Source organism: Cellulosimicrobium sp. PMB13 (assembly GCF_051294865.1).
GTDB lineage: Bacteria > Actinomycetota > Actinomycetes > Actinomycetales > Cellulomonadaceae > Cellulosimicrobium.
Genome location: NZ_CP145910.1, coordinates 4151104 through 4172178, shown reverse-complemented (window position 1 = coordinate 4172178; position 21075 = coordinate 4151104). Strand labels below are relative to the sequence as shown.

The 21075-nt window shown below is 74.4% G+C and carries 15 protein-coding genes; 4 read left to right on the top strand and 11 right to left on the bottom strand.

What is annotated here, in order from left to right; all coding sequences use genetic code 11:
• Positions 1 to 22: 22 nt before the first annotated feature.
• From V5D56_RS18590 to V5D56_RS18570, 5 genes are all read right to left on the bottom strand, one after another.
• A complete protein-coding gene (locus V5D56_RS18590; protein ID WP_435736745.1) occupies positions 23 to 1573 on the bottom strand; it encodes a glycoside hydrolase family 1 protein in 1551 nt (516 codons plus the stop codon).
• A gap of 95 nt (positions 1574 to 1668) precedes the next feature.
• A complete protein-coding gene (locus V5D56_RS18585; RefSeq protein WP_435736744.1) occupies positions 1669 to 2589 on the bottom strand; it encodes a carbohydrate ABC transporter permease in 921 nt (306 codons plus the stop codon).
• Complete coding sequence (locus V5D56_RS18580; protein ID WP_435736743.1) at positions 2586 to 3710, bottom strand: carbohydrate ABC transporter permease; 1125 nt, start codon at positions 3708 to 3710, stop codon at positions 2586 to 2588. Before V5D56_RS18580 ends, V5D56_RS18585 begins: the two co-directional genes overlap by 4 nt.
• Positions 3711 to 3839: 129 nt before the next feature.
• A complete protein-coding gene (locus V5D56_RS18575; RefSeq protein WP_435736742.1) occupies positions 3840 to 5174 on the bottom strand; it encodes an ABC transporter substrate-binding protein in 1335 nt (444 codons plus the stop codon).
• Positions 5175 to 5412: 238 nt separating this feature from the next.
• Complete coding sequence (locus tag V5D56_RS18570; protein ID WP_435736741.1) at positions 5413 to 5922, bottom strand: DUF2505 domain-containing protein; 510 nt, start codon at positions 5920 to 5922, stop codon at positions 5413 to 5415.
• Between the two features lie 87 nt (positions 5923 to 6009).
• Between V5D56_RS18570 and V5D56_RS18565 the strand changes: the two genes are divergently transcribed.
• Entirely contained in the window at positions 6010 to 7497 is a 1488-nt protein-coding gene (locus V5D56_RS18565) for a sensor histidine kinase (protein WP_435739078.1), read from the top strand.
• A 172-nt stretch (positions 7498 to 7669) separates the two neighbouring features.
• On the opposite strand, the gene V5D56_RS18560 is transcribed toward V5D56_RS18565, so the two are convergent.
• On the bottom strand, positions 7670 to 7918 hold the full coding sequence (locus tag V5D56_RS18560; RefSeq protein WP_021481972.1) for a WhiB family transcriptional regulator: 249 nt from the start codon (positions 7916 to 7918) through the stop codon (positions 7670 to 7672).
• Positions 7919 to 8139: 221 nt separating this feature from the next.
• Between V5D56_RS18560 and V5D56_RS18555 the strand changes: the two genes are divergently transcribed.
• Complete coding sequence (locus V5D56_RS18555) at positions 8140 to 8574, top strand: hypothetical protein (protein ID WP_435736740.1); 435 nt, start codon at positions 8140 to 8142, stop codon at positions 8572 to 8574.
• 89 nt (positions 8575 to 8663) lie between these two features.
• Here the strand turns inward: V5D56_RS18555 and V5D56_RS18550 are convergent, their stop codons facing one another.
• From V5D56_RS18550 to V5D56_RS18540, 3 genes are all read right to left on the bottom strand, one after another.
• Positions 8664 to 12923: an FtsK/SpoIIIE domain-containing protein gene (locus tag V5D56_RS18550; protein WP_435736739.1), complete on the bottom strand. Its 4260-nt coding sequence runs from the start codon at positions 12921 to 12923 to the stop codon at positions 8664 to 8666.
• Between the two features lie 122 nt (positions 12924 to 13045).
• Entirely contained in the window at positions 13046 to 15598 is a 2553-nt protein-coding gene (locus V5D56_RS18545) for an ABC transporter permease (protein ID WP_435736738.1), read from the bottom strand.
• Positions 15598 to 16458, bottom strand: a complete 861-nt coding sequence (locus tag V5D56_RS18540; protein WP_435736737.1) for an ABC transporter ATP-binding protein — start codon at positions 16456 to 16458, stop codon at positions 15598 to 15600. The genes V5D56_RS18545 and V5D56_RS18540 overlap by 1 nt, the downstream gene beginning before the upstream one ends.
• A 461-nt stretch (positions 16459 to 16919) precedes the next feature.
• Here V5D56_RS18540 and V5D56_RS18535 point away from each other — a divergent pair, with 461 nt between their 5' ends.
• Positions 16920 to 17867 (top strand): hypothetical protein, encoded by a 948-nt coding sequence (locus V5D56_RS18535; protein WP_435736736.1) that lies wholly within the window; start codon positions 16920 to 16922, stop codon positions 17865 to 17867.
• A 129-nt stretch (positions 17868 to 17996) separates the two neighbouring features.
• On the opposite strand, the gene V5D56_RS18530 is transcribed toward V5D56_RS18535, so the two are convergent.
• Both V5D56_RS18530 and V5D56_RS18525 read right to left on the bottom strand, forming a co-directional pair.
• Positions 17997 to 18722 carry a response regulator gene (locus V5D56_RS18530; protein WP_435736735.1) on the bottom strand — a complete coding sequence of 242 codons (726 nt, stop codon included), beginning with the start codon at positions 18720 to 18722 and terminating at the stop codon, positions 17997 to 17999.
• Positions 18719 to 20260 carry a sensor histidine kinase gene (locus V5D56_RS18525; RefSeq protein WP_435736734.1) on the bottom strand — a complete coding sequence of 514 codons (1542 nt, stop codon included), beginning with the start codon at positions 20258 to 20260 and terminating at the stop codon, positions 18719 to 18721. Before V5D56_RS18525 ends, V5D56_RS18530 begins: the two co-directional genes overlap by 4 nt.
• Positions 20261 to 20364: 104 nt before the next feature.
• On the opposite strand from V5D56_RS18525, the gene V5D56_RS18520 reads away from it, so the two are divergent.
• Positions 20365 to 21048 carry a response regulator transcription factor gene (locus V5D56_RS18520; protein WP_251150375.1) on the top strand — a complete coding sequence of 228 codons (684 nt, stop codon included), beginning with the start codon at positions 20365 to 20367 and terminating at the stop codon, positions 21046 to 21048.
• Positions 21049 to 21075 lie beyond the last annotated feature (27 nt).

Here is a 21075-nt window from a genome sequence, read left to right as displayed (position 1 = left end):
CGCGACGGCGTCACGGCGCTCATCAGGGCCTCGCGTCGCCCGTCGAGTCGTCCTGCGCGTCGTCCCGGGCGGGTACGGCGTTCGCCTGCGCGACGCGCGCGTACCACCGGCCGCTGGCCTTGACCGTGCGCTCCTGCGTCTCGTAGTCGACGCGGACGATGCCGAAGCGCTTGGTGTAGCCGAGGGCCCACTCGAAGTTGTCCATGAGCGACCACGCGAAGTAGCCGCGCACGTCGGCACCGGCGTCGATCGCGTCCTTCGTCGCGCGCAGGTGGGCGTCGAGGAAGTCGAGCCGGTCCTGGTCGTCGACCGAGCCGTCGGCCTCCACCGTGTCGGGGTAGGCGGCGCCGTTCTCCGTGACGTACATGCTCACGCCGAGCGGGCCGGTGTACTCCTCCTGCAGCCGGATGAGCAGGCGGGTCAGGCCCTCGGGCTGCACCTCCCAGCCCATGTCCGTGAGCGGCAGGCCGCGCGAGTGGCCGTGGACGCCGTCCGCGGCGGGGTAGGGCGAGGAGGTCTCGCGCACCGGGACGCCGTCCGACGCCTCGCCGTCCTCCTGGCGCACGCCCTCGGGGCGCGTGCCGCCGTCCGCCGAGCCGGTCTCCTGCGGGCGGGCGGAGAACGCGCCGCCGTTGTAGTAGTTCACGCCCAGCGTGTCGATCGGCGTGGAGACGATCTCCAGGTCGCCGTCCCGGACGTGGTCGAGCAGCCCGTAGGGCGCGACGTCGTCGAGGAGGTCCTGCGGGTACGCGCCGCGGAACAGCGGGTCGAGGAAGACGCGGTTGAACTGGCCGTCGATCCGGCGGGCGGCGTCGACGTCGGCAGGGTCCGTCGGGTCGACGGGGTCCGCGACCGTGAAGTTCAGGGTGATGCCGAGGTTCGCCTGCGGGGCGCGCTCGCGCAGCGCCTGCACCGCGAGGCCGTGGCCCAGCAGGAGGTGGTGCGCGGCGGCGAGCCCGTCCGGGCGCGACCGGCGGCCGGGGGCGTGCGCGCCCGCGGTGTACCCGAGGAACGCGGAGCACCACGGCTCGTTGAGCGTCGTCCACACCCCGACGCGGTCTCCGAGCGCCTCGTGCATCGTCACGGCGTACTCGGCGAACAGGAAGGCGGTGTCGCGGTTCGTCCACCCGCCCTTCTCCTCGAGCGCCTGCGGGAGGTCCCAGTGGTAGAGCGTGATCCACGGGAGGATCTCGGCGTCCAGGAGCTCGTCCACGAGGCGGTCGTAGAACGCGAGGCCCTTCGGGTTCACCGCTCCGCCGTCCGGACGGACGCGGGCCCACGAGCTCGAGAAGCGGTACGCACCGAGGTTCAGCTCGCGCATCAGCGCGACGTCCTCGCGGTACCGGTGGTAGTGGTCGCACGCGACCAGGCCGTCGTCACCGTTCACCACGGCGCCGGGGACGCGCGCGAAGGCGTCCCACACCGAGTCCTTGCGGCCGTCGGTCTGCCCGGCGCCCTCGATCTGGAACGACGCGGTCGCGGCGCCCCAGAGGAATCCGTGCGGCATCTCGACGCGGCCGGTGGCCGTTGCCGGGTTGGGCGCGAGCGGCGTGGACGGGACGAAGAGGCTCATGGGTCGATTGTCCTTCGAGAGGTACGGGTGGACCCCCGGGCGGGCTCCGGTCAGGAGCCCGCCCGGCGGTCGGGTACGGGGTCGGGCGAGGCGGGTCAGCCCTTGACGGCGCCCTGCATGATGCCCGCGACGAGCTGGCGTCCCGTGAACATGAAGATCACGATGAGAGGCAGGGTCACGAGGAAGATGCCCGCCATGACGAGCGAGTAGTCGACGAAGAAGTTCGACTGCAGGGACCGGACGACGAGTGGCAGCGTCGGATTGCTCTGGTTGAGCACGATCGACGGCCAGAAGAAGTTGGTCCATTGCTGCACGAACGTGAACAGTCCGAGCATCGCGGCGGCCGGGCGGGCCGCGGGCAGCGCGATCGACCAGAACGTGCGGAACATCGACGCGCCGTCGACGCGCGCGGCCTCGATGAGCTCGTACGGCAGCGCCTCACCGAGGTACTGGGTCATCCAGAACACGCCGAACGCGGTGACGAGGGCCGGCACGATGACGGCCTGCAGCTTGCCGATCCAGCCCAGGTCGGACATGAGGATGTACATCGGGATGACGCCGAGCTGCGTCGGCACCGCCATCGTCGCTATGACGAACACCAGCAGCGGGCCGCGCCCCTTGAACCGGAGCTTGGAGAACGAGAACCCGGCGAGCGTCGAGAACAGCACGACGGACAGCGACGTGATCACCGCGATGACGACGGAGTTCCACGCCGCCTTCCAGAAGTTGATCGCGTCCGAGCTGATGACCGCGCCGAACTGGGTGAACAGGCTCGCGTCCGGCAGGAGCTGGGGCAGTCCGCTCCGCGAGATCTCCTCCGGCGTCGACGACCCCAGGATGAGGGTGAAGTACAGCGGGAAGACCGAGATCAGGATGACGATCCCGAGCAGCGTGTAGGTGACCCAGCGCGGGCGACGCTGGGTGCCGCCGACGTTCTTGCCTGCGGAACGGCGGCGGGCGGCGGCGCGTGCGGCGCCCGGCCCGGCGGTCTGAGCGACGACGGGGACGGAGCTCATCGCTTCCTCCGATCGGTGGTGCTGGGCGTGGGACCGCCTGCGGACGGTCCGACGTGACGGGCGGGGGCGGACGACTGCGACGACGCGAGCTCGGCGCGCGCGCGAGCGGCGCGTCGGCGGCGATCTCGGCGGGAGTCGCCCGTGGGCGCGCCCGAGGTCGAGATGCGCCGCGTCACGAGGAAGTTGACCATCCCGATGAGCAGGATGAGGAGGAAGAGCAACCAGGCGATCGCGGCCGCGCGGCCGAAGTTCTTCTGGTTCCCCCACGCGACGTCGTAGAGGTAGAGCACCGTGGTCATCCACTGCCGGTCGGCGCCGCCGAGGCCCTGGGCGTCGTACATGCGCGGCTCGTCGAAGATCTGCAGGCCGCCGATGGTCGACGTGATGACGACGAAGATGATGGTCGCGCGGATCTGCGGGACCGTCACGGAGAAGAACTGGCGGACGCGACCGGCGCCGTCGATGATCGCGGCCTCGTAGAGCTCGCGCGGGACGGCCTGCATCGCGGCGAGGAAGATCAGCGCGTTGTAGCCGGTCCAGCGGAAGTTGACCATCGAGGAGATGGCGACGTGGCTCGCGAAGGTGTCGGCGTGCCAGCGGACCGGGTCCACGCCGATGACGCCCAGCAGCTCGTTGATGAGTCCGTACTGGTCGGCGAAGAGGCGGCCGAAGATCATCGAGACGGCGACCGGCGCGACGACGTAGGGGAGCAGGACGCCCATGCGCCAGAACGTCGCGGTACGCAGGTTCTGGTCCAGCAGCGCGGCGATCCCGATCGCGGCGATCACCTGCGGCACCGACGAGAGGATGAAGATCGACAGCGTGTTGCGCAGCGACTTCCAGAACGTGGGCTGCGCGAGGACGTCGGAGTAGTTCTGGAGCCCGACGAAGTCGCCCTGGCCACCCAGGAGGTTCCAGTCGTACACCGACACGACGGCCGTGTAGACGAGCGGGAACAGGCCGGTGATCGCGAAGATGACGAAGAACGGCGAGATGTAGAGGTAGGGGGACACCTTGACGTCCCAGCGGCTCATGCGCTGGGAGAAGCCGAGGCGGCGCGGTGCGCGCTCGTTCGGCCCGCGGAGCCCCGGTGAGGGCTGGGTGGGGGTGAGGACGGCCATGTGAGTTCCTGTGCTGCGGGTGGCGTCGTCTGCAGGACGAGCGACGCGGTGCGGTGGACGGGCGGGTGCGCCCGAGGACGCACGGCGGGGGCCGGGCCGGCGCGTGCGCGCCGGCCCGGCCCCGTCAGATCACAGACCCAGGTCCTGGAAGGCCTGGAGCGTCTTGTCCCACGAGGACGCGGCGTCGTCGGTCTTCTCGACGTCGACGCGCTTGATGCCGTCCTGCACCGTCGTGTGGATCGCGAAGTAGTTCGCACCCTTGAACGGGGCGCCGTCGATCGCGAGCGCACGGTTCACGAAGATCTCACCGACCGGAGCGGCGTTGAAGAACTCGTTCGTGAAGGACTGGACCGCCTCGGACTCCTGCGCCTCGACCTGCGACGGGAAGGTGCCCGCGTTCTCGAAGGCCGTGGTCTGCTGAGCCGGGTCGGTCAGCCACGCGGCGAGCTCCTTGGCCGCCTCGGCGTTCGGGCCCGTGGCCGGGACCGTGAGGAACGAGCCACCCCAGTTGAGACCGCCGCCGGGGAACACGTCGGCGACGTTCCAGCCGGTGACGCCGCCCGAGCGCTCCTCGACCGGACCGGTCATCCACGCGGGGCAGATCATCGTGGCGAAGCCGTTGTTCTGGAACGCGGCGTCCCAGTCGGCGGACCACTGCTCGAGGCCGGCGGACAGGCCGTTCGTCGTGGACTGCTCGAGGACCGTGTCGTAGATGTCACGGATCTCGGTGTTCTCCGCGAGGTCCTTCGGCGTGCCGTCGGACTCCTCGTAGGCGTTGTCGATCTGGTTGACCATGCCCTGCGAGATCGACATCGCCGAGTCGTACCAGGCGGCGTCGCTCGCGGCGACGAACTGCTCACCGGCCGCGAAGTAGTCGTCCCACGTCGCGTCCTCGCCACCGAGGAGCTCCGCGACGGCGGCAGGGTCGCTCTCGAGGCCCGCGGCCTCGAAGAGGTCCTGGCGGTAGCAGATCGCGCTCGGGCCGATGTCGGTGCCGTAGCCGATGAGCTTGCCGTCGGTCGTCGTCGCCTGCTGGACCTTCCAGTCCACCCAGCGGCCCTCGAGCGCGTCGTCGCTCAGGTCCTCGAAGAGGTCCGGGTACTGCATGAGCTCGGGCAGCCAGTCGACCTCGATCGCCTCGATGTCCGCGAGGCCCTCGCCACCGGCGGCGAGCTTCGTCGTGAGGTTGGTGCGCGCGTCCTCCGACTTGGCGGCCTTCGTCTGCTTGACCGTGACGTTGGGGTGCTCCTCCGAGTACGCCGCGAGCAGCTCGTCGGTGTAGCCGAAGTCGTTGAACGTCGCGACGGTGAGGGTGATCTCCTCGTCGCTCGATCCGGTCGTCTCGTCGTCCTCGGAACCCGAGCCGCTCGCGCACGCGGTGAGGGTGAGGGTGATGGCCGCGAGGCCCGCAGCGGCGGAGATCGCCTTGCGGGACCGGCGGGTCGTACGGGTGCTGCTCAGCACGGTGACTCCCTTGTCGGTGGGACGGGATGGCAGCGCTCCCACATCAGAGTGGTAGCGCTTCCATGAACGTGGGTCGATGGTGCTCGGACCGGGTGGGGCGTGTCAAGCGCCGCCCGGCGAGGGATCGCGGTGGTCGCGCTCCCATTGCGGCATCCTTGCAGGTCAACGAGGCGGTGGTGTCACGCGAGCCGACGATGCGGCCGAAATTGTTACCGGTTCGAGACCGCTCGACGGGACGTCACCTGGCGAGCCACTCGCGCCCTGCGCGCTCCTCCGCGGCGAGCGCGCCGCGCACCGCGTCCGCCGCGGCCTCCTCGATCGCGCCGCCGAACAGCGGGACCGACGCCTTGATCTCCCCCGAGTACGTCTGCACCGTCCACGTCGGGTCCCCGGGGTCCGCCGCGAGCCGGACGGTGCCGGTCAGCCGGACGGGGGCACCGGTGATCTCGAGCGACACCGTGCCGGCACGCGCGCCGTCCCGCTCCGGCTCCCACGCCTCGGCCTGGCGGATCTCCAGCCTGCCGCCGACGAAGGCCCGCACGTGCGCGGGGATCTGGTCCGTCGGCAGCTCCCGGCGCACCGCGACCGTGAACCCCGTCGCGGCGCTGCCCGTGACGTCGACCTGCTCGACCGCCCCACCCGGGCCGCCCGACCGCTCGGCACGCCACCGGACGAACGGCTCGTCGGCGAGCATCGCGCCGACCGCGTGGACGGGAGCGGGATAGCGCAGCTCGACGCTCAGGTGCACGGGACCTCCTCGGGGTGCACCCGGGGCGCGGGCGCTCATCGGGACTCTAACGGGCCGCGCGCAACTACGCTGGGGTGCGTGTCTGCCATGAGTGACCTCATCTCCCGCCACGCCGACCTCAGCGCCGGTGACAACGAGTGGCTCCATCTGCTCGTGGGGGACTGGCAGGTGATCTCCGACCTCGCCTTCGCCGACCTGGTGCTCTGGCTCCCCGTGCAGGACGGCAACTTCCTCGCCGTGTCCCAGTGCCGTCCCTCGACCGGCGCGACGGTCCACTACGACGACATCGTCGGCTCGCTCGCCCCGGACGGTCAGCGCCCGCAGCTCGAGCGTGCCCTCACGGAGGCGCGCTCCCAGCGCTCGCGGGAGCCCCGCTGGTTCGGGGCGTACGCGGTGCGCGAGGAGGCCATCCCCGTCGTGCACGAGGGCCGGGCCATCGCCGTCGTCGCGCGCCAGACCAACCTCGGCAGCGGGCGCACCCCGAGCCGGCTCGAGCTCAACTACGTCGAGGCGGCCGACGACCTCATCGCGATGATCTCGCGCGGCGAGTTCCCCTTCCCGAACGCCGCGACGGGCCCGCGCCGCGGGGCGCCGCGCGTCGGCGACGGGCTGATCCGCCTCAACTCCGAGGGCGAGGTGCTCTACGCGAGCCCCAACGCCCTGAGCTGCTTCCACCGCCTGGGCGTCATCGGTCCGCTCGTCGGCCGGTCGCTCGTCGAGGTGACGGCCGACCTCATCGAGCACGAGCGGACCGTCGACGAGTCCCTTCCCCTCGTCGTCATGGGCCGCGCGCCGTGGCGCACCGACATCGAGGCGCACCGCGTCGCGCTCTCGCTGCGGGCGCTCCCGCTCACGGAGTCGGGCCAGCGCATCGGTGCGGTGCTCCTGTGCCGTGACGTGTCGGAGCTCCGGCGCAGGGAGCGCGAGCTCATCACGAAGGACGCGACGATCCGCGAGATCCACCACCGCGTGAAGAACAACCTCCAGACCGTCGCGGCGCTCCTGCGCCTCCAGGCCCGGCGGATGGACATCCCCGAGGCGCGCGCCGCGCTCGAGGAGGCGATGCGCCGGGTCGCCACCATCGCCCTGGTGCACGAGAGCCTCTCGCAGACGCTGGACGAAGAGGTCGAGTTCGACGACATGGTCGGCCGCGCGCTGCGCCTCGCCGCCGACGTCGCGTCCGCCGACACGAGCGTGCGCACCGTCCGCACGGGCAGCTTCGGCCTCGTCCCCGCCGAGGACGCGACACCCCTGGCGCTCGTCCTCACGGAGCTGGTCACGAACGCGGTCGAGCACGGCCTGGCGAAGCGGGAGTCGGGCACGGTCGAGGTGGCGGTCGAGCGCGAGGGGTCCGCGGTGCGCATCGTCGTCGCCGACGACGGGGCGGGCATGCCGGACGGCGGCGTCGCCTACGCGGGCAGGGTGGCGAAGAGCGGCCTCGGTTCGCAGATCGTCCAGACCCTCGTCACGAACGAGCTCGGCGGGTCGATCGAGTGGGGCTCGCGCCCGGGCGGAGGGACGCAGGTCGTCCTGCAGCTCGTCCTGCGCGACGGCGCGGGGTCGCGTCACGCCTGAGGGCCGGAGCCGGACTCCTGCGCCCGCCGTCCTGCGCCGCCGTCTGCGGCGCTCGGTGGTCCCGGCATCACAAAGGGCCGCCACCCGGTCGGGTGGCGGCCCTTCGTGAAGGTGCTGCGGGATGACCTGCGACGCGCAGCTGCTGCTCTGCGTCGCCGCGTGACGACGAGCGTCAGCCGGCGCGGCGGGCGCGGGCCGTGCGGCGCTTGAGCGCGCGACGCTCGTCCTCGGACAGGCCGCCCCAGACGCCGGCGTCCTGACCGGACTCGATCGCCCACTTGAGGCACGTGTCGACGACGTCGCAGCGACGGCACACGGCCTTCGCCTCCTCGATCTGCAGCAGGGCCGGGCCCGTGTTGCCGATCGGGAAGAACAGCTCGGGGTCTTCGTCCAGGCAGGCTGCGCGGTGGCGCCAGTCCATGGTGGTCTCCTTGATACGGGGGGAACCTGGACGCAGGTGATGACGCTGCGCGGTGGGCGCCGCAAGGCCAGGTTCCGAGCGGGGGGTAATTGATGCTTGAACCAGGTTCACACCTCGTGAAGACGAGCACAAGGGGTTACGAGGAAGTTTCCTCCGGATGAATCGTGAGGTGTGCGTCACACGCGAGTGAAGGTGCAGGTGGCGGCGTACGCTGGGTGATCGTGCCCCCTCGACCCGCCCCGCAGGACCGTCCGGAGACCGGCCCCGGGGACCGCCCGGCAGCCCTCGTCGCCCTCGTCGTCGGCGTGCTCGTCGAAGCCCTCGCGCTCGCCGTGGGCGGGGTGGTCGTGCTCGTCGAGCTGGTCGCCGGCGGCTCGCAGTCCGTCGGCGTGAGCCTGTTCCTCGTGGTGTTCGCCCTCGGTGTCGCGGCGCTGCTCGTCCTGAGCGTCCGCGGCCTGCTGCACGGCCGCCGGTGGGCCCGGTCCCCGGTCGCCACCTGGCAGATCCTCCAGCTCGTCGTCGCGATCAGCACGTTGCAGTCCGGGGCGACGGCGTGGGTGGCCGCGGCCCTGGTGCTCGCCGTGGTCGTGCTCGTGCTGCTCATGCTCCGGCCGGTGGTCGAGGCGACGACGCGCGACGCCCGACCGGCTGCCTGAGCCGCGCGGCGTCCGCCCCGCTGCCTGAGCCGTGCGGCGTCCGCCCGGCCGGTCGGAGCGCTGATCCGGCTCGGCCGTCCCGGCTGCCCTCACTCCCCGTCCGGGTGGGCGACCTGCACCGGTGCCAGCCGCGCACCCCGGACGAGCACGCCGCGCCCCGGTCGCGGGCGCCCCGGGTCGGTGAGCCACGACAGGTCGTGCCCGAACACCTCGCCGCTCCCGCGCTCCGCGGGCGCGAGCACGATCCCTGCGCGGCGCGCACGCAGCTCGGCGAGCGGTCCGCGCATCGCCATCACCGCCGACCCGGTGGTCGCGGACGCCACGAGGCGCACGTCCTCACGGCACAGCGCCGCGACGCGGTCGGCCTCGAGCACGCACAGCTGGGCGAGCTGGTCGACGTCGTCGACGACGAGGACCGGAGGCCCGGCGGCTCCCGACGTCCCGACCGACGCGGCGACCTCGTCGAGCACGCGCCCGACCTCGGCCGGCGAGAAGCGTCCTGCGACCGCGACGCCCGGCCCCGCGACGTCGTGCAGCGCGGCGTCGCGCGCGAGGACTCCGCGCAGCACGCCCGCGGTCTGCGCCTGCCGGGCGATCAGCGCGAGAGCGGTCGTGCGCCCGCTGCCGGGCGGACCGACGACCAGCGCGCCGCGAGACGTGTCCAGCGTGAGCACGCCCGCGTCGTCGCCACCGATGCCCACGGTCACCTCCGACGGCCCTGGACCGCGGGCGCGGTCGGCCGCGCGGAGCGCGCGCTCGCCGACCGTCGCCGGAAGAGCGGCGAGACGCAGCGGGGCCGCCACCGCGGCGCCCGCCATCGGGCCGCCACCCGTCTCTTTCGGGGCCGCGTCCGGTGGGTCGGCGTCCGGGAGGACGACCTGGCAGACCAGAGGTTCCCCGGGACCGATCCACACGGCCCGGCCGGGCGGGCCACCGCGGCCCGCCAGGGGCGCGGGGACGCCGAGGGACACGTCGTCGTGACGGTCGCGCGACGACAGGACCGCGCGGACCCCGACGCACGCGGCCAGACCGGCGACGGTCGGCCCGGACCCGGCGACCGCGAACGCCGCACCGGACTCGGTGAGCGCCTCGGTGAGCAGGTCGGCCCCCGCACCGCCGGCGAGCGCCGAGAGCGTCGCACGGACCGCCTCGACGTCGTCGACGAGGACGAGCGTCGGCGTCGTGCCGGACGCCCCCGCGGGCCGGGTCTGACCGTCGTCGTGCCGCGCCAGGAGGCGCAGGAGCCGTGCGACGCGTCGTGCGTCGGAGCGGTCGACGACGGTCCCGGCGGCCGGGTGCACCGCGATCGGCCCGAGCCGCGCCCCGATCGCGTGGACGTGCCACCCCCGTGCGAGGGCGGCGTGCGCGAGGGCGAGGAGGGACGTGGTGCGTCCGGAACGTGCGCGCCCGAGGACGACGAGGTGGCCGTCGCGCGGGTCCCAGCTGACGACGACGCGGCGCTGACGCTCCGGGTCGTCGCCGAGGGCCAGGGGCAGCGTGGCGCGCGCGTCCCTCCCGAGGTCGTCGAGGTCCCGCGCGCGGACCTGCTCCGGCAGCGCGGGCAGCCAGGGCGGGCTGGGCGTCGAGATCCCCGCACCGGCGGCGACGGTCCGCGCCGCGTCGACGAGGTGCGCCAGGGTGTCGGGCGCCGAGGCGGCCCCGGTGCCGCCCTGCGCGCGAGCGTCGTCTCCCGGCAGGGTCGCCGCGCCCCAGGCCGGGGCGGAGCGGATCCCGCCGGTCGGCGGCGGGACCGGTGCCCCCGCCCGGGCGCACTGCAGCGCGACGGGCGGTGCGGCGCCGCGCCGCAGCACGAGCCGGCCCGGGGTCCCGGCGGGGATCAGCGCCGCGTGCGGCGACTCGACGACGTCGCGCGAGTCCGCGGCGTCGACGACGCGCAGCGCGAGCCGCAGCGTGATGTTGGCGCGCACGTCGGCGCTCACCGCACCCGCGGGGCGCTGCGTCGCGAGCACGAGGTGCACGCCCAGCGAGCGGCCCTGGGCGGCGAGGCGCAGCAGGCCCGGGAGGAAGTCGGGCAGCTCGTCGGCCAGCGCGCGGAACTCGTCGATGACGACGACGAGCCGGGGCAGCGTCCCGGCGGTGAGGTCGTCGATGCTCGTGGCGCGCGCCGCGGCGAGGACGTGCTCGCGACGGCGGAGCTCCGCGCGCAGGCCAGCGAGCGCGCGCCCGGCGAGACCTGCGTCGAGGTCCGTCACCAGGCCGACGACGTGCGGCAGCCTCCCGCACGCGCCGAAGCTCGCACCGCCCTTGAAGTCGACGAGCGCGAAGGTCAGCTCGGCGGGCGAGCGTCCGAGCGCGAGGCCCGCCACCAGGGACTGGAGGAGCTCGGACTTGCCCGCACCGGTCGTGCCGGCCACGAGCACGTGCGGCCCGTCGGCGACGAGGTCGACCACCACCGGCGTCCCGCCGGGCCCGACGCCGAGCGGGACCGGGAGCCCTCGCCCGTCGCGCGCGGCGGCGGACCGCCAGCGGTCGGCGACCCAGGCGACGGTCGTCGCGACGTCCGGCCCGGGCGCCGCCGGTGCACCGAGGAGAGCGGCGAGGGAGACGTCGTCGGGGAGGCCCGGCGCGGCGGGGTCGCAGCCGTCGGGGGGCGTCGCTGCCCCGGCCGGGCGGAGCCGGCCGAGGTGCTCGGCCGCGGCGAGGTGTCGGGCGAGCTCCTCGGCCCATGCGACGTCCACGCCGACGTACGGGGCCGCCGTCCCGACGCCGTCCGCGCCGGTGAGCACGGCGGCGTCGCCCTCGACCGTCAGGACGGTGCGGCACCACGCGGGCACGGCCCTCACGTCGTGCGCGACGAGGACCAGGCGCGCACCCGCAGGGCTGAGGCGTTCCCACGCGGCGGCGAGCTCCCCGGGCGCGAGGTCGCCGTCGACGACGAGCAGCCTCGCGGCCGCCGGCTCGGCGTCGTCCAGGCTCCGCACGAGCGCGCTCCGCGGCAGCCACCGGCACCAGGACCAGTCCGCCGCCGCGCCGACGGCGTGCCGCACCGTCAGCGCGGCGCCGGAGGTGAGCAGCTCGGCGATCACCGCGCGTGCCGCCGCGAGGGCCGCGGCCCGCGGGCCGACCACCGCGATGCAGCCGTCCGGCAGCCGGGCGCCGGGCCCGTCGTCCGGCGTGGTCCCGGGCGCCGGACCGGTCGGTCGGCCCGCCGCGCCGTCGGGAGCGGCTCGTACCGCGTCGTCGGGGGCGAGGTGGGCGACCGCGGCCCACGTGAGCACGTCCGCGGGGCGCGGGCGCAGGGGGTCGGGGGGCCGTAGGCCTTCCGCGGCCCGACCGGCGGCCGCGTCGTGCGCGCCGCCCGGGCCCGGGACGCCGACGGGACCGGCCCCGGTCGGACCGGTCGTCGCGCGCGCGGCGGTGCGACGGCGTCGGGCGTCGAGGAGCACCGGCAGGAGCAGGGCGAGCGGACCGACGAGGGCGAGCAGCGCGTACAGCGGCTGGCGGAACGTCACCGCGAGCGCGATCGACGCCACGGCCGGGGTCAGCGCCGTCGTGAGATGGGTGCTCCACCGGCGCGACGGCTCGGGGTTCGGAGGGGTTGCGGCGCTCGCGTCCGACGACGGCACCCGCGGTGCGTGCTCCAGGCGCGGACGGGACCGCAGCGCGTAGGTCGAGGAACCGTGCACGACGACGTACCCGTCGCGCCAGCGCGCCGCCCGCCGCGGTGAGAGGCGCCGCCGTCGTCCCGACCCGACGGTCCCGGCACCGGCAGGCCCGACCTGGACGGCGTCGGTGGCCCGCACCCGGTAGGCGTCCCGCGGGCCGCGGACCCGTACCGCTCCGCCCCGTCGGGTGCGCGTCGCCCACACCTGGAGGGCGTCGACCGCCACGGCCGCGTGCTCCTCGCCCGGTCCCGCCCGCCGGGCGTGACCGCCCGGGGGCACCGCAGGCCACGGGCCTCGGGCCGGTCGGCTCGGACGCTCCGGTCCCCTCGGCGCGACCGGCACCAGCCGTCCGGCGCGCGGACCGCTCAGCACCGCGACGTGCCACGTCGCGGCGAGGACGTCGACGGTCCGCGGCCGCGCGGCGCCCTCGCGGGCGTCGTCCGCCGCCAGCGTGGCGCCGGGCAGCAGGGGCCGGGTGCCGCACCGCTGGTCGTCGTCGACGCGGACGCCGTCGACGCGCAGGGTAGCGGTGAGGAGCTCGGGCCGGCACGTCAGGTCGGCGAGGGCCTGCCGTGCGTCGCCGAGGCGGACGCCGACGTCGAGCAGCACGTCCGTTCCCGGCCGCAGCGTCACGCGCACTGCGGCGGCTGCCGCCCTGGGAGCCGGGAGGGCCGTCCGCGCACGAGCGGGCTGCGGCAGGGCGGGAGCGGTCGGGGCGGGCACGTGCCGATCCTGCCGCGTCGGACGCCTCCCGCGCCGGGACGACGGACGCCCCTGTGGACAACCGTCCACAGGGGCGTCCGCCGGGCTCCCGTCCGGTCACGGACCGGAAGGTCCGTGGTGCGTCAGTCCACCGCGAGCGCCGCGACCGGCGACGTGCGGGCCGCCGTCCGGCCGGGGACCACGGACGCCACGAGCCCGGCGACGAGCGCCACGACGAGCACGAGCACGATGTCCCGCCACGGGACGGTGAGCGACACGTCGCCCATGATGCTCAGCGCGGCCGCCGACCCCGCCCAGCCGTAGAGCACGCCGAGCACGATCCCGAGCAGCGCGCCGACGCCTGCGATGAGCATGCCCTCGAGCGCGAGCATCCACCGCAGCTGCGAGCGGCTGAGCCCGATCGCGCGCAGCGTCGCGGACTCGCGGCGGCGCTCGATGACGGACAGCGAGAGCGTGTTCGCCACGCCGATGAGCGCGATGACGACCGCCACGGCGAGCAGACCGACGATCACCGCGAGGATCGTGTCGATGACCTGCTGCATCGTGGCGCGCTCGACGGCGACGCCGATCACCTCCACGGGCGCGTCCGTCCCGACGATCGCGTCCTGGATCGCCGGCACGACCTGCATCGCGTCGTCGGGCGAGTCCAGGCCGACCCACAGCCGCGAGACCACGGCGGAGGGGTCGATGGCCAGGGCGTCGGTCGTGGTGACCAGCCAGCGGTCTCCGACCGCCCCGACGTGGGCCGTGAGCTCGACCGTCTCGCCGGTCGGTCCTGTGAGCGTCAGCTCGTCGCCGTCGGTGACGCCGTACGACTCGGCGGAGTACTCGGGCACCATGACCGTGCCGTCGCCGAACGCCTCGAGCGTCTCGGGCGAGCGGACGACGCCGAGCGCCTCCGCGGGCTCCACGCCGTGCACCGAGGCGTAGCTGCCGTCGGACAGCGTGACCTCCGTCCCGCTGAGCCCGACGACGTCCGCGACGCCGTCCACCTCGGACACCGCCCGCACGACCGTGTCGGGGACGGGCTGGTCCGTCGACCCGTAGTTGTCGGCGGCGACCATCACGTCCACCGGGTACTGGTCGTCGAGGGCCGAGTCGAGGCTGGACCGGGCGCTCGCCGCCCCCGTGGACATCATCGCGACGAGCGTGACGCCGATGAGCAGCGCGGTGCTGGTCGCCGTGGTGCGCCGAGGGTTGCGCAGGGTGTTCGCGGCGGCGAGGCGCGCCGTCGACCCGGTGCCCGCGAGCAGCCGCCCGACGAGCGCGACGACCTTCGGGAGCCAGAACACGGCGCCGACGAGCACGCCGACGAACGACACGGCGCCGCCGACGACGCCGACGAGGATGCCCACCTCGGGGCTCTCGGTGCCCAGCAGGATCCCGCCCGCCAGGAGCGCTGCGCCGCCGAGCGTGAGCAGGGTCGCGAGCACGAGGCGCACCCGTCCGCCGCCGCGCACGCTGGGTGCGTCGGCCGGCCGCAGCGCCTCGAGGGGCGCGACGCGGGTCGCGGCGCGGGCCGGGGCCAGCGACGCGACGAGCGTGACGAGCGTGCCCACGACGAGCGGCACGAGCACGACGAGCGGGGTCACGGCGATGGTCGCGGGGATGGGCACGCCGAGGTCGGCGCCCCGTGCGACGAGCAGCGCGACCTGGGTGAGCAGCGCGCCGAGCAGGATGCCGCCCACGGACGACGCCACGCCGAGGATCGTCGCCTCCGAGAGCACGGAGCGCGCGAGCTGCGCCTTGTTCGCCCCGACGGCGCGCAGCAGCGCGAGCGTGCGGGTGCGCTGCGCGACGAGGACCTGGAACGTGTTCGCGATGACGAGGGCGGCGACGATCAGCGCGACCGCGGCGAACCCGAGGATCACGAAGGTGAACACGTCACGGTCGCCCGTCATCATGCGCGCGCGGTCCTGCGCGTGCTCGTCCGGTGTGACGGCCTGCGCCCCCTCGGGTCCTTGCGCCACGAGAGCGGTTCGGGTCGCCTCGAGGTCCGCGCCGGGCGCGAGCGCGACCATCGCACCGGAGTAGGTGCGGCCCGGCTCGTCCGGGGTCCGCTGCGCCTCCTCCCAGGCGGACAGGTCTGCGGCCGACAGGACCGCCGCGCCCCCCATCTGCGCGTAGGCGCCGTACGGGTCGTCCGTCGTGCCGACGAGGGTCAGCTCGTCGCGGACCTCCGTGAACTCGTTCCCCTCGGTCGCGGTGTCGTCCCACACGTTGCGCAGGTTCGTGACGGTGTCGCCCACCTCGACGTCGAGGCGTTCCGCGACGCTCTCCGGGAGCGCGAGCTGTCCGGGAGCGCTCGGGAGCGAGCCCTCGACCACGTCGAGCGCCTGGAAGCGCGGGTCCGACGGCGTCGGGACGCCCATCTGGAAGACGCGCTTCGACCCGTTCGAGAGGTCGAGGTAGGTGAGCTGTACGGCGTCGACGGCCTCTACGCCGTCGACGTCGGCCATCGCGTCGACGTCCGCGGCGGTGAGGTCGGCCGGGGCGGACACGACGAGGTCCGCGTCCGCGAACTGCGCCGCGATCGAGTCGTTCGTGGTCCGGGTGATGACGTCGCCCGCGATGAGCGTCGCCGTGACGAACGCCGTCCCGATGACGATGGCGATGCCGGCCGCGACGAGGCGGCCCAGGCTGCGGCGCATCTGCGCCAGGGTGAGGCGGAGCATCAGGCGCGCACCGTCCCCGTGGCCGCACCGGCTGCCGTGACGTCGCCGCGCTCGTCCGGTGCGGCGACCTCGAGCGTGCGCAGCGCGTCGAGGCCGGCGAGCACCGACTCGGGCGTCGGGTCCGCGATGTCGCCCGCGATGCGGCCGTCGGCGATGAGCACGACACGGTCCGCGTACGCGGCGGCCGCCGGGTCGTGCGTGACCATGATGATGGTGCGGCCCAGCTCGCGGACGCTGCGGCGCAGGAAGCTCAGCACCTCCGCGCCGGACCGCGAGTCGAGGTTGCCCGTCGGCTCGTCGGCGAACACGACCTCGGGGGCGGCGATGAGCGCACGGGCGATGGCGACACGCTGCTGCTGACCGCCCGAGAGCTCGCTCGGCCGGTGCGTGAGACGCGACTGGAGGCCGAGGGTCTGGACCAGCGTGTCGAACCAGGCGCGGTCGACCTGGCCGCCCGCGAGCTCGACCGGCAGCGTGATGTTCTGCTCGGCCGTGAACATCGGCAGGAGGTTGAACGACTGGAACACGAACCCGACGCGGTCGCGGCGCAGCTGCGTGAGCGCGTTGTCGTTGAGGCGCGTCACGTCGGTGTCGCCGATGAACGCGTGGCCGTCCGTCGCCGAGTCCAGCCCCGCGAGCAGGTGCATGAGCGTCGACTTGCCCGAGCCGGACGGGCCCATGATCGCGGTGAAGTGCCCGCGCTCGAAGTCCACGTCCACGCCGTCGAGCGCGCGCACGACGGCCTCGCCCGTGCCGTAGGTCTTGCGCAGCGCGCGGGCGCGCACCGCGGGGCCGGCCGTCCTCGCTCCGGGGCCGCCGTCGGGTGCGGGCTCGGCGGGTCGGTACACGGTCGTGTCCACGTCGTCTCCTGGTGTCAGTTGCTGTGTCAGTTGCTGTGCGGATGTCTCGAGGAAGCTGCGCCCGGTGCGTCGCCCGGGGAACGTCCTCGACGCTACGGACCGGAGCGGCGACGTCGCGTCCGGCGTCGGTCGGGACCTCGGGGGCGCGCCGTCATCCCGTAGTCGTACGCGACGCCCCGCGGTCGTCAGCGCGCAGGAGGTACGGAGACCCGTGGGCGGCTGACAGGTTCGCGGGTCATCCCCCTGTCAGCGCTGAGCGGGCTCCGAGGCCGGGGGAGTGCTGACAGATCCGGTGCCCGACGGCGCCCGCTGGCCAGGGCGCTCGCGTCACCGCGGAGGACCGCCCGACGGCGGGATGCCGCGGGCCGGCGCCGTCCACAGGAGCGGTCGGCGACCTTCTTCTCCACAGGGCCGCCCCGGCGGCGCGGCCGGGGACGTCGAGCACCGGCACGATCGCGCCCATGAGCGGACGAGCGAGCTTCCTCGACGACGTCACCGGGCTGCGCGGGCTCGCGTCCCGGCAGCACGGGGTGGTGGCGCGGGCGCAGCTGACGCTGCTCGGCGTGACGTGCGACGAGATCGCCCACCAGGAGCGTGCGCGCAGGTGGCGACGCCTCAGCCGGGACGTGCTCGTGCTGCACCGCGGCCCTCTCGTCCGGGAGGCCCGGCTGTGGGCCGCCGTGCTCGGTGCGCCACCGCACGCGGCGATCGGTGCGTGGACCGCCCTGGCGCTGCGCGGCCTGACGGGTTGGGACCGCGCGCCGGTCCATCTGGTCATCGCGCGGGGTCAGCGGGCGGACCGCGCACCATGGCTCGTCGTGCACGAGTCGCGGCGCCCGGCGATCGCCGAGGTCGGTGACCTTGACGGCCTGCCCGTCCACGTCGTCGAGCGTGCGGCGGTCGACGCCGCGGCGTGGCAGCCGTCGTGGCGGACCGCCGCGGGGTTGATGGCGGCCGTCGTGCAGCAGCGCCTCGCGACGCCCGGTGCGCTGCTCGAGAAGCTGGAGGAGGTGGGCGCGGTGCGGCACCGACGGACGATGCGGCACGCGCTCGTCGACGTCGCGGGCGGGGCGGACTCGCTCGCCGAGATCGACTTCGCACGGCTGTGCCGCCGGGCAGGGCTGCCGGAGCCGGTCCGCCAGTCGCGCAGGCGCGACGCGAGCGGCCGGTGGCGGTTCCTCGACGTCGAGTGGAGGCTGCCCGGTGGGCGGCGGCTCGTCGTGGAGATCGACGGCGTGGGGCACCTGGACCGCCGACGCTGGTACGACGACCTGTTGCGCGACGCCGAGCTCGGCGGCGACGCGCGCACGGTCCGTCTGCGTCTCCCGGCGATGGCCGCGCGACGAGAGCCCGAGCGCGTGCTCGCGATCGTCCGGCACCACCTCGCACGGCTGGCGCTCGCGGCGTAGCGAGCTCGTGAGTTGTCAGCAGCCCACCGACGCGGAGACCGGTGGAGTGCTGACCGGCGGAGAGCGCCGCGACCTGTCAGCACCGGGCCGGTCCTGGGGCCGGGGGATCGCTGACAGGCGCAGGTGGCGTCAGGCCCCGGGGCGCACGAGCCCCGTCTCGTACGCCGTCACGACCGCCTGGACCCGGTCGCGCGCGCCGAGCTTGGCGAGGATCCGGCCGACGTGGGTCTTGACCGTGGCCTCGGCGACGAACAGGTCGGCCGCGATCTCGGTGTTCGACCGGCCGCGCGCCATGAGCAGGAGGACCTCGCGCTCCCGCTCGGTCAGGCCCGCCACGGCCACGTGCGCGGGGGAGTCCGCCGCCTGCTCGGCCGGGAGCGCCGTGACGAGGTGCTCGAGGAGGCGCCGCGTCGAGGAGGGCGCGATCACCGCGTCCCCCCGGTGCACGGTGCGGATCGCCGCGAGCATCTCCTCCGGCGGCGCGTCCTTGAGCAGGAAGCCGCTCGCGCCCGTCCGGATGGCCTCGAGGACGTACTCGTCGAGGTCGAACGTCGTCAGCACGATGACCCGGGGCACGTGCGCGCCCTCCGCCGCCGTCGCGGTGAGCCGCGCCGTCGTCTGCAGGCCGTCGAGGTGCGGCATGCGCACGTCCATGAGGACCACGTCCACCGGGTGGTCGGCGAGGAGCCGCAGCGCCTGGAGGCCGTCGCCCGCCTCGACCGTCACCTCGAGGTCGGGCTGGGAGTCGATGACCATCCGGAACCCGGCGCGCACGAGCTGCTGGTCGTCGACGAGGGCGACGCGCACGGGCGCGTCCCCGGGCTCGTCGGACGGGAGGGTGGCGGCGTCGGTCATGGTGTCCTGTCGGTCGTGGGGGCGGGCGCGGTGCTCGCCGGACGGGTCGCGTTCGGCGAGGTCGGTCTGGTGGGCTCGGGGGGCTCGGTCGGTCTGGTCGGCACGGTCGGCTGGGTCGGCACGGCGGGCCCTGCCGACGTGGGCGGAGACGTCCGCGGCGCGGGGAACGGCGTCGTGCCCGACGGCGCGGCGCCGGGGGCCGCGCGGGTCGCCGGGGGCACGGGGAGGGTCAGGAGCACGCGGAACCCGCCGCCGGGCCGCGGGCCGACCGTCACGCTGCCGCCGAAGAGGGCGGCACGCTCGCGCATGCCGAGCAGGCCGTAACCGCCGGACCGCCCGGGCGCAGCGCCCGGCGGTGCGGCGGCCGCGCCGCGGCCGTCGTCCTCGACCCGGAGCTCGAGCGCGGTCGCGTCCCAGCGCACGACGACCGTGACGGTCGGGTCGGGCCCCGCGTGCTTGAGGACGTTCGTCAGCGCCTCCTGGCACACGCGGTAGACGGTCAGCCCGGCGCCGGGCGGCAGGGGCCGCGCCTGGCCCACGCGGACGAGGGACACGCGCAGGCCGCTGTCGCGCACCTGCGCGACGAGGGACTCGAGGTCGGCGGTGTCGGGCTGCGGCGTCGTCTCGAGCGCCGCGACGGCCGCGGGCGACGCCCCGCCGGCAGACGTCGCGTCCGCGGCCGGGAGGGCGCCCGGGGGCGCACCCTGCCCCGCGACCGTGGCACCGGGCGGGCGTGGTGCCTCGGTCCGCAGCACACCGAGCAGTCGGCGCATGTCGGCGAGGGCGGCCCGACCCGTCTCGGAGACGGTCGTCAGGGCGCGCTGGGCGGCGGTCGGGTCGGCCGCCGCAGCGTACCGGCCGCCGTCGGCCTGGGCGATGATCACCGAGAGGGAGTGCGCCACGATGTCGTGCATCTCGCGCGCGATGCGCGCCCGTTCTGCCGACGTGGCGATGCGTGCCTGCTGGTCGCGCTCGACCTCGAGCCGCTCCGCCCGGTCGACGAGCGCGGCGATGGTCTCGCGCCGGGAGCGGCGCACGAGCCCGAACGCCCACACGGCGAGGAACGTCATGCCGCCGAACGCGGACGTGAAGAAGACCATGGTCGCGAGGTCCGCGAGGCTCCCGGAGCGCAGCCCGAGCGCCAGACCGAGGGCGACCGCACCGACGAGCGCCGAGGCGATCGCGGTGCGGTGGGCCCACCGCGGCCCGTAGACCGTCACGGAGTACAGGGCGACGAGCACGGCGAAGTCGGCGGGCAGCAGGAGGAGGTAGCCGGCGAGCAGGTGCAGCAGCGCCACGGTGAACACCGCGACGGCCGACCCCACCGGGTGCACGCGCCGCCAGGGCAGCGGCGCGAGGAGCAGGGTCGCCCAGACGGCACCCCATCCACCGCTGAGGGTTGCCCCGACCGCCCCGGCGTTGGGTGCGAAGGCGGCGGAGGAGGGGATGAAGACCACCGCCACGAGCAGCGTGAGGGTGAGGTCGACCCCGAAGCGGTGCTCCTCGTTCCACTGCCCGAGCCGCGCGTACCATCCCATGCGACCAGCCTAGGCAGGAGGCGTCGGTGTGACGTCCGACCACGGTCGGACAGGAGTCGCCGCACGAGGGGACCGAAGTCGTACTGATGCCCTAGCATGAGCGAATGACCCACGTACTGCTAGCGGAGGACGACCCGGCGATTGCCGAACCTTTGGCGCGTGCGCTGACACGTGAGGGTTACAACGTCGTCGTCCAAGGAACTGGTCAAGGGGCGATCGACTCCGCGAGCGGCGCAGACATCGTCGTGCTCGACCTCGGCCTGCCGGACATGGACGGGCTCGACGTCGCACGCGAGATCCGGCACAAGGGTCTCAGCACTCCCGTCCTCGTGCTCACTGCACGGGCCGACGAGGTGGATCTCGTCGTCGGCCTCGACGCCGGTGCGGACGACTACGTGACGAAGCCTTTCCGGCTCGCCGAGCTGCTCGCGCGCGTGCGGGCGCTGCTGCGCCGCAGCCACGGTGAGACCGGCGACGAGGAGGAGCTCGGCGCGCAGGACGTGCGGGTGGACGTCTCCGCGCACCGGGCGTTCCAGGGCGAGCGCGAGCTGCACCTGACGACCAAGGAGTTCGAGCTGCTGCGCGTGCTCGTCGCGAACGCCGGCTCGGTCGTCGTGCGCGACGCGCTCATGCGGGACGTGTGGGGTTCCGAGCCCGTCGGCTCGACCAAGACGCTCGACATGCACGTGTCCTGGCTGCGGCGCAAGCTCGGCGACGACGCCAACTCGCCCCGCTACATCTCGACGGTCCGCGGGCTCGGCTTCCGCTTCGAGACCGGCGAGAGCTGACCCCCACCGGATCGAGGAGGGCAAGGA

What these genes read in the sequence shown, in the direction of transcription:
- V5D56_RS18590 (WP_435736745.1), bottom strand. Translation starts at nt 1,573, where the DNA reads ATGAGCCTCTTCGTCCCGTCCACGCCGCTCGCGCCCAACCCGGCAACG.
- V5D56_RS18585 (WP_435736744.1), bottom strand. Translation starts at nt 2,589, where the DNA reads ATGAGCTCCGTCCCCGTCGTCGCTCAGACCGCCGGGCCGGGCGCCGCA.
- V5D56_RS18580 (WP_435736743.1), bottom strand. Translation starts at nt 3,710, where the DNA reads ATGGCCGTCCTCACCCCCACCCAGCCCTCACCGGGGCTCCGCGGGCCG.
- V5D56_RS18565 (WP_435739078.1), top strand. Translation starts at nt 6,010, where the DNA reads ATGAGTGACCTCATCTCCCGCCACGCCGACCTCAGCGCCGGTGACAAC.
- V5D56_RS18560 (WP_021481972.1), bottom strand. Translation starts at nt 7,918, where the DNA reads ATGGACTGGCGCCACCGCGCAGCCTGCCTGGACGAAGACCCCGAGCTG.
- V5D56_RS18545 (WP_435736738.1), bottom strand. Translation starts at nt 15,598, where the DNA reads ATGCTCCGCCTCACCCTGGCGCAGATGCGCCGCAGCCTGGGCCGCCTC.
- V5D56_RS18535 (WP_435736736.1), top strand. Translation starts at nt 16,920, where the DNA reads ATGAGCGGACGAGCGAGCTTCCTCGACGACGTCACCGGGCTGCGCGGG.
- V5D56_RS18530 (WP_435736735.1), bottom strand. Translation starts at nt 18,722, where the DNA reads ATGACCGACGCCGCCACCCTCCCGTCCGACGAGCCCGGGGACGCGCCC.
- V5D56_RS18525 (WP_435736734.1), bottom strand. Translation starts at nt 20,260, where the DNA reads ATGGGATGGTACGCGCGGCTCGGGCAGTGGAACGAGGAGCACCGCTTC.
- V5D56_RS18520 (WP_251150375.1), top strand. Translation starts at nt 20,365, where the DNA reads ATGACCCACGTACTGCTAGCGGAGGACGACCCGGCGATTGCCGAACCT.